General features: G+C 67.9%; 2 protein-coding genes (1 of these 2 only partly in view). Both read right to left on the bottom strand.

Annotation, left to right across the window (positions count from 1 at the left end):
- A protein-coding gene (locus tag AC3WK8_RS18835) for an SDR family NAD(P)-dependent oxidoreductase (RefSeq protein WP_103325487.1) crosses the window boundary here: on the bottom strand, positions 1 to 310 show its 5' end (the start). The gene continues 11,789 nt to the left of window position 1, outside the view; 310 of the gene's 12,099 nt are visible here — the first part of the coding sequence; it begins with the start codon at positions 308 to 310; the stop codon falls past the left edge of the window.
- Positions 307 to 15,096: an SDR family NAD(P)-dependent oxidoreductase gene (locus tag AC3WK8_RS18830; RefSeq protein WP_103325488.1), complete on the bottom strand. Its 14,790-nt coding sequence runs from the start codon at positions 15,094 to 15,096 to the stop codon at positions 307 to 309. Before AC3WK8_RS18830 ends, AC3WK8_RS18835 begins: the two co-directional genes overlap by 4 nt.
- Between the last annotated feature and the right edge of the window lie 56 nt (positions 15,097 to 15,152).

Here is a 15,152-nt window from a genome sequence, read left to right as displayed (position 1 = left end):
TCTTGCCGCTTTGGCGCTCGGCCGAAAAGGCCCGTCGCTGGTCCAGGTAGCGCTCACCCAGTTCGCCCACGCCGTCGACGCCGGTGCTGAGGTTGTGCCAGAAACGCTCGACGTCGGCCGCGCCGGGAAATTGCCCGGCCATGCCGATCACCGCGATTTGCTCGGCAACCGCCGGCCGCTCTCCGAGACCCTCCTGGACCACGCCCTGGCCATCGGCCTTGAGCCGCCGCAACAGTTGCCCGGCCTCGTCGGCACTGATCTGGCGCTGTTGCAGCCGGGCGATGATGGATTGAAATGCTTGGCTGCTCATGATTGTCCCTTCCCCACCGCTGCCTGCGCGATGCCCTGGTTGGCCGCAACGCTGTCGTTGACGATTTTCAGCAATTCATCGATTGCCAGTTCACCGTTGAGAAACGCCGCCTCCAGGTGCTCTACGGATGCGCCTGGCGGCGCCACCATGGCCTGCTCCGGGTTTGCGTCCAGGCGGGCGCATTGCTTCGGGTAATGCTCCAGCAGGTAGTCCACCAGGGCTTGCAGCGATGGGTAGTCGAACAACAGCGCCGTGTTCAGTTCCAGGCCCAGGGCGTCGCCGATGTGGCTGACGAAGCTCACGCCGAGGATCGAGTCGATACCGTAGTCGGCGAACGGCTGGTCCACCTGGATACGCCCGGGCTCCAGTTGCAGGGCCTTGGCCAGGCCCTCCAGGGCCAGGGCGGTGAGCGCCGTGCGCGCGCCCTCGGTGGTCGCGGTGGTGACAGGCGCTGTCGCGGGCGGGATCGCGCGCGGCGCGGCATTGGGCAGGGCCTGCGGATGCTGTCGAGTCTGGTCACGGCGCCCGACTATCACCTGCTGGCCCAGCTCATGGGCGCACTGTGCGGGGAACAGCACCTGGTCGAAACCGCTCTCGCCCAGCACGTTGGCCCAGCTCTGCGGGGCCAGCGCCGGAGTACCGGGAATGCGCAACTGCGGATCTTCGTACAGCCACCAGCCCTTGAGCAGGCCGAAGGTCAGGTGGGAGAACAGCGATTGCTGGCTGATTTCGTTCAGCACCAGGATCCCACCGCCGCGCAGCAAGGACGCGGCATGGGCCACGGTCCGGCGGATGTTGCTGGTGGCGTGCAACACATTGGCGGCGATGACGATGTCATAGCCGCCCTCCTCCAGCCCCTGGGTGTGTGGCGGCTGCTCGACGTTCCACACCTGGTAGCTGAGAAAAGGATGGTCCGGGCCATAGGTTTTCCTGGCGTACAGCAAGAACGCTTGGGAAATGTCGGTGTAGCAGTACTCGGCGATGCGCTCGCGCCAGGGTTGCAGCGCCGGCAGCACGATGGAACTGGTGCCCCCGGTGCCGGCGCCGATCTCGAGGATCCGCAGCGGTCGCTGCGCTGTGCTGGCAGGCAGCATTTCCAGATGCTGTCGCACCACTGCGGTCACCACCTGGTTGAAGTAGTCGGACAAGGCGTTGTCGCGGTATACCCCCTCGACCTTGCTCATCGAACCGTTGGGAAACAGCACATCGGTGGCCTGGGTGCGACCGGCGAGTATCGCCGGCAACTGCCGCAGGCAAGCGTCCACCAACTGCACCTGGGCCTTGCGCTGGGGCTCGGCGAGCAACGAGTCCCTGAGCCGGTCCCAGGATTGCTCCAGCTGTTCCACGGGCGCCTGGGCAGCCAGGGCGGCCTGGCTCCCCCGCTGTTCGATCAGCCCATGCTGCTGCAACCACTGCAGGCTGGTGGTCCACCAGCGGCCATAGTGCTCGCCGATACCCGCGAACTGGCGCAGGGCATCGCACTCATCGAACTGTCCCGGCTGCAAGAACACGCCCAGGCGGCGCAATTGGGCCAATGTCATGGCCGCCAGGGCGGCATCGAAGGGCAACGGGTCGTGGGCCGCAAGCAACGGCCGGGCAGCCAGGCGATAGGGCTCCAAGCCAATCTCGCTCCCCTGTGCCGCATCCTGGCCAAGGACCACCCGTGCGGGTTGCAACTGCATCAATTGGCGGACCGGCGCCGAAGCCGCCATGCACAGTACCTGCTCCAGCTGGCCACGGCTCAGGGCGTCGATGAAGCGGGCGAAACACAGGAAGCCCTCGCGGTCCTCCAGGGCCGCGGCGTGGCGACTCATGGGTTGCGCCGCCGGATCGGCCTCCTGTTGCTCGGCCAGGGAAGCCAGCCAGAACCCCCAGTGGATAGCCCCCACCGGGAACCCGGCCTGCTGTCCCAGGCTGCGCACCAGGGCATCGCCGAAGGTGATGCCGGCGGCATAGGCGCCCAGGCGCGCAGCGCCGGAAAAGGCAAAGCTCTGCCCGGACGAGAAGTAGCACATGAAGTCCAGCGGCTCATCGGCCAGCGCCCGGTAGAACTCGATGGCGCCCCGGCTCTTCACTGCCAGGATCGCCTCGAACTGCGGCTCGGGGATACGCGTCAGTGGATCTTCATGGCTGAACACCACCGCGGAGAAGATCGCTCCATTGATCGCCCCGTAGCGCTGCTTGATCTCAGCCACGGCGCCGTGCAGCGCTGCCGGATCGTTGGTGTCGGCTTGGAGGTAGTGCAACTGCGCCGGCGCGGCCAGGCCGGGAACCTGCTGCCGGCAGTGGGCAAGCCGGCTTTGCACCCGGGGATCGTCCACGGCGCGGCGCCCGAGCCAGATCACCCGGGCCTGGTAATCGGCCAGCAGATGGCGACTGATGATCGAACCCACGGTGCCAGCGCCGCCGAGAATCACATAGACCCCGCCTCGCTTGAGCGCCGGCGTGCTGAAGTGGCCGTCGGCCGGTTGCCCCTGGGGTTGCCAGCCCAGGTTGAAGATGCGCTGGCGATAACGCACGCCATCGCGCAACCCCACCACCTCGCCCCGGGCCAGCCCGGCCTCGCCCTGGATCTGGCGCAGCAAGCGCGACCGGCTCCGGGAATCGAGCAACTCGCGATGATCGACATCCAGGTTGCGCACGCGAAACCGATGCTCGCCCTGGGCCATGGCATAGGCCATGCCCGTCAGCCCGCCCCCCACGGCGTTCACCGACCCGGTGCCGATGGCGAAGTTGTCCTGGCTGATGATATAGCTGTCGATGAACGGGCAAGGGCTGTGTTGCTTGAGCCATTTTCCCAGGCGCAACAGGAGGATCTCGTTGGCCTTCGGACTGTCCAGTTGCGCCTGCCAGTGGCTGGGCTCGGCATGGCCGCCGAAAAAGTACAGGCAGTCGATGGGCGCCCGGGTACCCGGGCACTGCTCCAGTGCTTGCGGATCGTCCACGTCCAGTTCCCAGTGGTCCGGGGCCAGGCAGGTCGTGCGCTGGCCGGGTTCCAGGCGAATCACCCGGCCACCGTCGGTGGCGAAGCCGGCGCCGAGCAGGTACTGGGCGGCAAGTGCTTCGACCATGGGCCGGTTGCTGGCATCGGCGACGATCAGCACGCAGCGGTGCCCGGCAATCGCCCGCTCGGCAATCTGCGCCTGATCGTCCTGGTCATCGGCCTGCCAGCGGGCCAGGTAGCTCAGGTGGTCAATGCTGGTCGCTAGCGGCAATCCGCTGGGCGCCGTTGCGGCCTCGGCGCCGGGCACCGGCTCCAGGCTCGGCAGCCAGTAGGACTCCCGGGCGAAGGGATAGACCGGCAGGCTGATCCGATACGGCGGCGACCCTTCACGCCCGACCTGCAACTGCGACCAGTCGACGGCCTCGCCACGGGTCCAGGCCGCCAGCAAGGATTGCGCCAGGGGCGCGCCCGGGGCATCACCAAGCTCGGCCGGGAGCTCGGCGGCCGCGCGCTTGCCGCGCAGGTCGGCGCCATATGCCCCCGGCGGGGCCGCGCCGTCGTCGATGAAGGCGCGCAAGGCCATGGTCAGCGCCGCAGGCGAATCGACGATCAGGCCAAGTCGCACGGCCATCGTTTCCCGCCCCTGCTGCAAGGTGTACGCCAGGTTCGCCAGTTCGCCGCCCGCCAGCGCCGGACGCGCCTCCAGGTAGGCCAGCAGCGCCTGTGCATAGTCGCGCAGGCGCTCCGGGTCCCGGGCCGAGAGCAGGATCACCTCGACCGCCCCAGCGCTGGGCAGCTCGCGGTACTCGGCATGCTCCTGCAGCAGCACATGGGCATTGGCGCCTCCGGCCCCGAAGGACGAGACCCCGGCGATACGCCGCCCGCCATCGGCCGGCTGCCAGTCGGCGAGCCGCTGCTGCAGGTGGAACGGCGTGGTTTCCAGGTGCAGGTTGGGATTGAGCGTCGCCGCGTGCAGGCTCGGTACCAATTGCTTGTGCTTGAACTGCAGGAGCACCTTGCTCAACCCGGCGATGCCGGCGGCACCTTCCAGGTGACCGATGTTGGCTTTCACCGAACCCAGGGCGCAGCGGCCAGGCTCCACGCCATCGGGGGCGAAGGCCTGGACCAGGCCGCTCACCTCGATCGGGTCGCCCAGCTCGGTGCCGGTGCCATGGGCTTCGATATAGCTGATCTGGCGGGCATCGAGCCCGGCCTCTGCGATGGCCTGGCGGATCACCCGGGCCTGGGCCTGGGGGTTGGGCACGGTGTAGCCGTTGGTCTTGCCGCCGTGGTTGACCGCCACGGCGCGGATCAACCCGTGGATGTTGTCGCGATCAGCCAGGGCCTGGGACAAGGGCTTGAGCAGCACCGTGCCGACGCCCTCGCCCGGCACGAAGCCATTGCCGCCCTCGCCGAAGCTGCGGCAGCGGCCGTCCCTGGAGAGCATCTGCCCGGCGCTGAGCTCGACGTAGTTGGACGGGTGCAGGTACAGGTTGACACCACCGGCCAGGGCCATCCGGCATTCACCGCGACGCAGGCTCTGGCAGGCCCGGTGCAGGGCGCTCAGCGACGACGAGCACATGGTGTCCACCGGTTCGCTCGGGCCGTTGAGATCCAGCACATAGGACACCCGGTTGGCAGTGGAACTGAACGAGGTACGCGGAAAGATCAGCTGGCCCCGGGCACGCAACTCGGGGCCATAGAGGCCATAACCGGTCTTGGTGATCCCGGCGAAGACCCCGACCTTGCCCTGGTACTGCCTGGCCAGGTCGGCCCGGGTGATCCCGGCGTCTTCCAGGGTTTGCCAGCAGGACTGCAGGAACAGCCGTTCCTGCGGGTCCATGTTCAGCGCCTCGCGCGGCGAGATATTGAAGAACAGCGGGTCGAACTCGGCGAAGCCGTCGATGAACCCGCCCCACTTGCTGTAGCTGCGGCCCAGCTTCAGGGCCTCGGCGACCGAGTCGACATAGAAGTCCTCGAGTGGCCAGCGCTGCGCGGGGATCTCGGTGATGCTGTCGCACCCGGCCTTGAGGTTCTCCCAGTATTGTTCGAGGTTGGCCGCCTGGGGGTAGCGACCGCTGATACCGATGATGGCGATGGGCTCGACGGTGTCCAGCGGCGCGGCTGGCGCTGCCGCCTGGGCAGGCGCCTGGCCGGCCGGCTGGGCGCCCAGGCCGCTCCACAGCAGGCAAGCGCGTGGGTGCTCGGCCACCAGGTAGGCGGCCAGCGCCTGCAGGTTGGGGTATTCGAAAAACAGCGTCTTGGACAGCAGGCGCTCCGCCGGGGGCAACTGGGTCAGCGTCGAGAACACCTCCTCCAGCGCCCGGTTGAGCCGGATGATCATGATCGAGTCGATGCCGTATCGCTCCAGCGGTGCCAGGGTTTCGACCCGACTGGCCGGCAACTTGGTGACAGCGCAGAACACCGCCTTGAGCCGGTCCAGGATCGCTTCGTCAAGCTGCGTGGAGTCGCCAGCGGGTGCCATCGAGCCCTGCTCCGGCTCGCTTACCCCAGGTTCGGTGGCGGCGAAGTGCCCGCGAATGCGCGCCAGGTCGCCCTCGATCACCAGCAGCCGTTCAAGGCCCGCGCCCAAGCCCAGCTGCAAGGCCTGGATCCCCTGCAACGACTGCATGGGCACCATGCCGCTGTGCTGGCGAATATGCGCCTGGTCAGCGGCGCTGATGCGCATGCCACCGTCGCGCCACAACGGATAGGCGAGCGCCAGGGTCTGGCCGAAACGCAAACCCTGCTCGACCCGCTGGTTACGCCACGCGGCGAAATGGTCGATGAAGCCGTTGGCAGCGGCGTAATCGGCCTGGCCGATGCTGCCGAGCACCGCCGAACAGGACGAGAACAACACGAAGAAATCCAGATACAGCTGGCGGCAGGCATGGTCGAGCAGTTCCGTGCCCAATACCTTGGCGGCGAATACCTCGACCAGGTCCTGGGGTGTTTTCTGGGCCAGCAAGCGGTCCCGGTTGATCCCGGCGGCATGCAGTACCCCATCGAGCCCGCCGTGGTCGGCGCGAATCCTTCCGACCAGGCGCTCCAGGGCCTGGGCATCGGTCAGGTCCAGCGCCTGGTAGACCACCGTGGCGCCCAGCCGGCCAATGGCCTGCAACTGCGCCTGGCGCGCCTCGTCCAGGGTCGAGCGCCCGACCAGGATCAAGGTGGTCTCGCGGCATTGCTCGGCAATCGCCCGGGCGAAGATCAGCCCCAGGCCACCGGCACCGCCAGTGATCAAGTAGACCCCGCGATCCTTCCAGGGCACATGCACGCCGCCGCGATTGGCAGCACCGTCGTCCGCCAGTTCCTGCCATTGCAGTTCCTGGTGCTCGCCCTGCGCTGCAATCCGTTGCAGCACCGAGCTGGCGCGCTGGCGGCGCTCCCCCCACAGGCTGGTCAAGCGCGCCAACTGCGCCGCCGGCAGTGGTTGGCCGGCGTCCACCCGCAGCAGCAGGCACCTGGCGCTAAGCAATGGCTGCTCCAGGCAGGCCGTTTTCAACAGCCCCTCCAGGCCTGCGTAAAGCCCCTGTTCCGGGGTCCGTTCGGCGATCATCAGCTCTATCTGGACCCGCTCCTTCAACCCTTGCACGCACCGCAACAAAGCAACGGCCAGCTGTTGGTAGCAGGCTCCCGGAGTGCTCTTGTCGCAGGCCAGCACTTGCGCCTGGACCCCGGCACCGCCAACGCGGGCCAGCTCCTGCAACTGCGCCAGTTGTGCCGGGTCGAAGCCGACCCACAACAGCAAGCGCCGATGGCTCCCGGCCCCGGCATCGAGGCTCGTGCCCAGGGGTTCCTGCCACACCGGGCGAGCAAGGAACAGCCCGGTCGCCGGCGCAAGCTCCGGCGTCGACGACCGGGCCGGCTCGGCGGCAGACACGGGCACCTGCTCGATCCAGTAGCGCTCCTTGGCGAATTGATAGGTCGGCAGGTGAATGCGCCTGGCCGAACCGGCCGGCCACAACCCCGCCCAATCGACCTGCGCTCCGGCCAGCCACTGGCTGGCCAGGGGGTCGTGGTCGCCGCTGAGCTCCGGTGTTTCGCCGTCGGCCAGGCGCAGCAGCCGCGCGCGTAATTGCCCGGCATCCTCGGCGACCACCAGCGCCCTCACGGGCATGGGTTCCCGGGCGGTTTGCAAGGTGAAGGCCAGGTGTTGGAGCGGCACGTCGTTGTGCTCCAGCCACTGCCCCAGGGCCCTGGCGTTGTCACGCAGGCTATCGAGGGTCTTGGCCGAGAGTGGCACGAGCCGGCCGACAGTTTCCGGCGCCTGGCCCGGGGCATCTAGCGGCTGCCCTTGATATTCGCCGACCACCAGGTGGGCGTTGGTGCCGCTATGGCCGAAGGAATTGAGCGCGGCGAGCAAGCGAGTGCCACCGCTGGCTTGCCAGTCCTGAGCCTGGCGGTTGATGTAGAACGGCGAATGTTCCAGTTCGATCAGTGGATTCAGGCAGGTGAAACCGGGCATCGCCGGCAACGTGCGCTGGCGGATCGACAGCAGGACCTTGACCAGGCCGATGACTCCGGCCGCCGCCGCGGCGTGGCCCAGGTTGGCCTTGGCGCTGCCCAGCACGCAATAGCCCCGGGCCTCGGTGAACGAGCGGAAGGCGCGGATCAGCGCGTTGGCCTCCACCGGGTCTCCCAGCCGGGTGCCGGTGCCATGGGCCTCGACATAGCTGATTTGTTCCGGGTCGATGGCGAACTTGTGCCAGGTATCACGCAACAGTTGCTCCTGCGCTTCGCCATTGGGCGCGGTGATGCCGTTGCTCAGGCCATCCTGATTGATCCCGGACGCTTCGATGACCCCATGGATCGGGTCGCCGTCGGCCTCGGCGTCTTCCAGGCGCTTGAGTACCACCATGGCCACGCCCTCGGAGATCACGGTGCCATCGGCAGCCGCATCGAACGCATGGCATTGGCCGCTGGGGCTGAGCATGTCGATGGCCGACAGGCTGACCAGCCCACGCTGGTCCAGCAACGCATATACGCCGCCGGCCAGCGCCATGCGGCTTTCGCCGTGGCGCAGGCTTTCGCAGGCTTGGTGGATCGCCACCGCCGAGGACGAGCAGCCGGTGTTGACCACCATCGCCGGTCCCCTGAGATCCAGGCAGTAGGACAGCCGCGAAGCGATGATGGCCTCGGATCCGCCGGTAAAGGAGTCGTGCTGGTAGCCCCCCGGTTCGGCGCCGACATACAGGCTCACTGCCTGGCCCGCCAGGGTCCGAGGGTCGTAGCCGGCATCCTCCAGCGCCTTCCAGCTTTCTTCCAGCACCAGTCGCTGGTGGGGCGTCATCGACTCCGCCTCATGGGGAGTGAGGCTGAAGAACAATGGATCGAAGCAATCGCGGTCCTTGAGGATGCCGGCGCGCTTGCAACGGCTGGTGCCCGGCCGGCCATCCGTGCTGTAGGCCTCGGGCCGCAGATAGTCCGGCCCCAGCTCCTGCACGCTGTCGTAACCGGCCAGCAGGTTGGCCCATAGCTGCTCGACGTTGTCGGCGCCGGGGAACTGCCCGGCCATGCCGATCACCGCGATCGGCCCCGGACGGCCCTGCGTGGTGCCGCCGGGAACCGTACCCGCCAGCGCGGCGGCCACGACCGGGTTGTCCGGCAACCGGGACGCTGGCGGGTCCTGGACACTGGCCGCGGTACCGGCCAGGGCCGCGGCGATCGGCGCGCCATGGGCCTGCAGCAAGTAGGCCTGCAACTTGGCCACCGTGGCCTGCTCGAACAGGATCGCGCTGTTGAGCGTGATTCCCAGTTGGCTGCCCAGGTGCTTGAGGAACCCGACGCCGAGGATCGAGTCCACGCCGTAGTCGGAGAATGGCGTATTCAGGGCGATGCCCTGCTCTTCGGCCTTCAGGGTCCTGGCCAGGGCCTGGACGATCAGTTGCCGCAACCTGCCTGGAACATCGGTGCAGGGGGTGGTGGCGCTGGCAGGTGGCTGGTTCACGCTGGACTCCTTGTCGGGTGCGGGCGCGGCCGGTTGTTGCAGCGCGACGACTGGCGACGCCAGGGCGTCGCCATGGGCGGTGATGATCTGCTGTCCCAGGGCGATGGCCGGCGGGATGTGCGCCAGGGCCCGTTCGAAACCGCTGCTGCACAGCAGCTGCAGCCAGGTTCGCTCGGCGATCAACGGTGAACCGGGGATGCGCAATGCCGGGTCGTCGTACAGCCACCAGCCATCGAGCAAACCGAAGGTGACGGTAGCGGCGCAGGTCTTGCGGTTCAGTTCGTTCAACGCCAGCAGGCCGCCATTGCGCAACAGCGAGCGGACCCGCCCCAGGGTGCGGCGCATGTCGCCGGTGGCGTGCAGCACATTGGTGGCGACGATGACGTCATAGGCCGGGACGCTGTCGTGGCCCTGGCTGATGTCCAGGATGCGCGTGGTGAAGTAGGGCCGCCCCTGGGCGAAGCTGGCCTGGCCATGGTGCAGGAAGGCCCGGGACAGGTCGCTGTAGCAGTACTCGCCGATGTGCCCGGCCCAGGGTTCCAACGCTGCCAGCAAGGCGGCGGTGGTGCCGCCGGTGCCGGCGCCCACTTCGAGGATGCGCAGCGCCCGGCCGGGCTCGGCTTCGGCCAGCCGCTGGATGTGGGCACAGACCTGGACGGCCAGTTGCCGGTTGAAAAAGTCCGCAAGGCTGTTGTGTTTGTAGATGCCCTCGACCTTGTCCATCGAACCGTCCGGGAACAGCAGGTCCGTGGCCTGGAGCTGCCCGGTCAGGATGCGTGGCAGGTGCAGCAGGCAATCGTCGATCAGCGTCACCTGGGCCTGCCGCTCGGGGTCCGCCAGATATCGGTCGCGCTGGTCCTTCCAGGCGGCCAGGATCGCCTCACGGCGGTTCCGGGCGATGGGGGTGGCCACGGCGAATGTCGCGCCCTGCCGGCGCAGGTGACCCTGTTCCACCAGGATCGCCAGGCATTCCTGCCACCAGCGCCGGTAGCGCTCGCCAATCCCGGCGCGCTGGCGCCAGTGTTCGGCGTCATGGGCGTCGCTGGTCACGAAGATCCCCAGGGTCTGCAACTGGACCAACAACAGCACGGCGATGGACTGATCGAGTATCCGTGGCTCGAATATCCCTTGCAGGCGTTGGTGTTCGGCCACTGGCAACTCGACCGACGGGGCGGCGGCCGGCAGCAGCTCGCCAGGCTCGAAACGCAACTGCCGGCCCTCGGGCACCGCCATCAACTGGCGTACCGCGGGCGATGCCTTGAGGCACACCAAGCGAGGCAGCGAGCCGCTGGCCAAGTGCCCGACGAAGTGGCTGAAGCAGGCAAACCCTTCGGCATCCTCGAGGGCGTCCAGGTGCTCGCTGATCGGCTGCGCTTGGAGCGAAGCACGCCAGAACCCCCAGTTGATCACCCCCACCGGAAAACTGGCGGTGGCCGCGATCCTGGCGGCGCAAGCATCGGCGAAGGTGATGCCACAGGCGTAGGCGGACAGCTTCGCCGCACCGGAAAAGGCAAAGCCTTGCCCGGACGAGAAGTAGCAGAGAAAGTCCAGCGGCTGCCCCGCCAGGGCCTGGTAGAAATTCAGGCTGCCGCGGCTCTTGACCTGGAGAATGTCATGGAACTGCTCTTCGCTGGTGTGGCGGATGCTGTTCTCGAAGTCGAAGACCATAGCCGAGAACACCGCGCCATTGATCCGTCCGTAGCGCTGGGTGACCTGGGCCACGGCCCGCTGCAACTGCGCCAGGTCCGTTGCATCGACCTGCAGGTAGTCGACCCGTCCACGCAGCGATTGGGCCGCCAGGCGCTGGCGCACCGGTTCGCTGTCCGCGGGTTGCCGGCCCAGCCAGACCACCCGGGCCTGGTAATGCTCGACCAGCTGCCGACTGAGCACCTGGCCGATCACTCCACTGCCGCCGAGAATCAGGTACACCCCATCCTGCCGCAGGGCCGAGGGGCTGGTGCCGGACGGTGGCGGCAGCACCAGCGGCCACAGTTGCTGGACGAAGCGTTCGCCGACGGCCAGCTTGACCGGCTCGCCGCGCAATGCGGCAGGTTCGGCCAGGATCTGCGCCAGCAGTCGCTGCCGGCTGGCCGGCTCTTCGAGGTCGGCGGGGTCCAGGTCCAGCTGGCGCAGGCGCACCCGGTACTCACCCTGGGCCATCGCATAACCCAGGCCGGTGCTACCCGCCCCCACGGGATTGCCCGAGGGCGTCGAGCCGGCGAAGTCGTGGCGAGCGAACGACAACAGGAAGCAATCGATGACGTGCTCGCCAGCCTGCTGGCCCAGGGCCTTGAACAGGCGCAACAGCGGCAGCTCATGGTGCTGCAGGCTGTCGGCCAGCTCTGCCAGCGACAGGTCGGCCGCTTGTGGCGCGACGCTCACCAGGATCTGCGCCAGCGGCCCCAGCGTCGCCAAGGTGTCGACCAGGGCTGCCGGGTCGCCAGCATCGCAGCGCCAGTGACCCGGTGTCAGTTCGGCAGACGCGCCCTGCTCGCAATCAATCCGCAACAACCGGCGGCGGTCCTGGTAATGCGCGTGCAATGCCGTCTGCAAGGCTTCGCTGATACTACCGGCCTGGCCCAGGGTCACCAGCAACACCGCTCCGGGGCCTGGCTCCGGCGCCGGTTGCGCGGCTGCCTGGACCTCCCAGCGTGGCAGGTAGCAGCAATCGTCGAGGTCCGCCGCCGTCGGCGTCTCGACCGGTCCCCCAGGGGCTGGTGGTTGGGCCAGGCCAGGAAGCCAGTAGCTGTCTCGGGCGAAGGGATAACCCGGCAGGCTGATGCGCCTGGGCCGCCGATGGGTGTCATCGCCGTAGAGCCGTGGCCAGTCCACGCTGGCACCCAGCACCCAGGCGGCCGCCAGTTGCTCCAGCCGCGCCTGTTCCGGCAATGGCGCGTCGGCGGCCGGCGGCCCGTAGGGATCGCACTGGCCCTGGAATACGTGGCCCTGCACCGTACCGGCCAGCCACTGCTCCAGGCCTTGCTGGAGTTGCGCCAATGACGCCACTGTCAGCGCCAGGCGCTCGGCCAGGGCTTCGCGCCCGGTCTGCAGGGTCCACGCCAGGTCGGCCAGGGCCAGGTCCGCGGCTCCTTCACCGGCCAGCAAACCCAGCAGCCGCGTCGCCGACTCCGCCAGGCGTTGGGGATCCCTGGCCGACAGCGGGATCAACCAGGGGCCGGGCATGGCCGGCCGCAAGTCCACCTGGGCCAGATGCTCTTCGACGATCAACGAGGCATTGGCGCCACCGGCCCCGAACGACGAGATCGCGGCGATGCGCGTCGCGCCATTGGCCGTCCAGGGTGCCAGGCGCTGCTGCAGGCGCAGTGGGGTCTCGTGGAAATCGATCCGTGGATTGGGCTGCGCGGCATGCAGCGACGGCGCCAGCTGGCGGTGCTTGAGTTGCAGCAGCACCTTGCTCAGCCCGGCGATGCCGGCGGCGCTTTCGCAGTGGCCGATATTGCTCTTGATCGAGCCTATGGCGCATTGCATGCCCGCCTGCTTGGCCAGGACCCGGTTCAATCCGCTGATCTCGATCGGATCGCCCAGCGCGGTGCCGGTGCCATGGGCCTCGATATAGCTGAGCCGACTGGGGTCCAGGTCCGCTTGCGCCAGGGCCTTTTCCAGCACCCGCTGCTGCGCCGTGGCGCTGGGTACGGTATAGCCGTTGGTCTTGCCGCCGGCATTGGTGGCGCTGCCGCGAATCACCCCGTAGATCCGGTCGCCGTCGGCGAGCGCTCGGGCCAGGGGCTTGAGCACCACGGCGCCGACGCCCTCGGCATCGACGAAGCCATCGGCCTCATTGCCGAAGGCACGGCACTGGTCGCCGGACGAGAGCATCATCATTTCGCATAGGCCAAGGTAATGCCGGGCATTGACGATCAGGTTGACGCCACCGGCGATGGCCACCTCGCAGCGTCCGCCGAGCAGGCTTTGGACCGCCAGGTCGATCGCCGTCAACGACGACGAGCACGCGCTGTCCACCACCAGGCTGGGCCCCTGCAGGTCCAGCTGGTAAGACACCCGATTGGCGATCGACCAGTAGTTGCTGATGGGGTTGTAGCTGCCGTTCATGACCCCGACGAACACCCCGACCTCGCCCTGGCGATGCAGGGTCGCCGGGTTGTAGCCCGCGTCCTCGATGCTATGGTAGGCCACCTCCAGGAACAACCGCTCCTGCGGGTCCATGCGTTCAGCTTCGGTGCGCGAGATGCGGAAGAACCCCGGATCGAACTGGTCGATACCCTCGATGAAGCCGCCCCAGCGGGTGTATAGATGCCCGGGGGTGCCTTTTTCCGAGGCGAAGTAACACCGCCAGTCCCAGCGTGTGCGTGGAATCTCGCCGATGGCGCAGTGCCCGGTGGCCAGGTTGTGCCACAGCTCATCCATGCATCGGGCCCCGGGGTAGCGCCCGTCAAGGCCGATGATGGCGATACCGGCTGCCGCGCCTGCGGGTATCGCCGGCGTAACGCTGGATGGCGCGCCGGCGTCGGGCCGTACCTGCTCGGATGACCCCAGCAACGCCTCGAGCTCGGGGCCTCGATGCAGGATGAAGTGGTCGGTCAGCGCCGCCAGGGTCGGCACTTCAAAGAACACCGCGCTGTCGACGGCGGAAAAATGCGCGCTGAAGGCATGGGTCAGGCGCACTACCAGGATCGAGTCCAGGCCATAGTCTTCCAGCGGCCGGGTCAGGCTGAGCTTGGCGGCGGGGATTTTCAGGGTCGTGCCGACCAGGTCGCGCAGGAACCCGGCGACCTGCTGCCACCAGTCACCGGCAACGGCCGGCTGCGCCATTGGCGCAGGTAGCGGTGCAGGTTCGTGCTTGGGGGCAGGCGCTGGCCCGCCCTGGGGCTGGCGGACGATGCCGTCGCTCTGGGCCAGGATGATCTGCTGGCCCTGGTCGTGGGCTTCGCGAGCCGGGAACAGCACCGGGCCGAAACCTTCCTGCTCCAGCACCGCCTGCCAGCCAGCCGGCGACAGGCCGGGGCAACCGGGAATGCGCAAGGCCGCATCGCGGTAGAGCCACCAGCCTTCGAGCAGGCCGAAGCTCAGATGGGTGAACAGCGAGGCCTGGCTGATTTCGTTGAGCAGCAGCAAGCCGCCCTTGCGCAACAGCGCCTTGGCGTTGCGCAGGGTCTGGCGGATATCGACGGTGGCGTGCAACACGTTGCTCGCCACCACCAGGTGATAGCGATCGACCTCCATGCCCTGCTCGGCGCAAGGCCGGGACACGTCGAACAACCGGGTCCGCAGGAAAGGGTTGGCCGCGCCGAACTGTTCGGCGCCATGCTGCAGGAAGACCTGGGACAGATCGGTGTAGCAGTACTCGGCGATCTGCGCGTGCCAGGGCGCCAGGGCCGCCAGCAGGCCCGCCGTGGCGCCGCCCGTACCGGCGCCAATCTCCAGGATCCGCAACGGCTCGGCCGGCTCCGGGCGGGTTTCGATATAGGCCAGCGCCGCGGCGATCAGCACCTGGTTGAAGTAATCGCACAGCTGGTTGTTCTTGTAGACGCCCTCCACCAGGCTCATCGTCCCCTCGGGGAAGAGGATCCGTGGCGCGCTCAGCTCCCCGCGCAGCAGCGCCGGCAAGCCTTTGAGGCAGGCATCGAGCAGACGCGCCCTGGCCACCAGTTCAGGTTCGCGGCTCCAGCGCGGCAACTGCTCCTGCCATTGCTGCCACAGCGCCTGGGCCGGGCCGCGCTCGACCCCGGCCACATACTCAAGGCTTTCCTCCAGCCAGGGCCGCAGGTAATCCGGGACATTCGCGCCAAGGCGCTTGAGGTCCTCGGCGCGGGCAAGCCCCAACTCGTCCAGCTGGCTGGCCAACAGGCGACGCGCCAGTGCCTCAAGCTCAGCGAAAATTCCAGCGCCGGTGTGATGTGCGGCTGTTTGCATGCTTCAACTTCCCTGTGACGCGTCTGCTTTGGATGAATGAATGCCGGCTGCGGCCT

Source organism: Pseudomonas sp. FW507-12TSA, from assembly GCF_058781435.1.
Note: the sequence above shows the minus strand (reverse complement) of the source record. Positions and strands in the feature narration are given on the sequence as shown.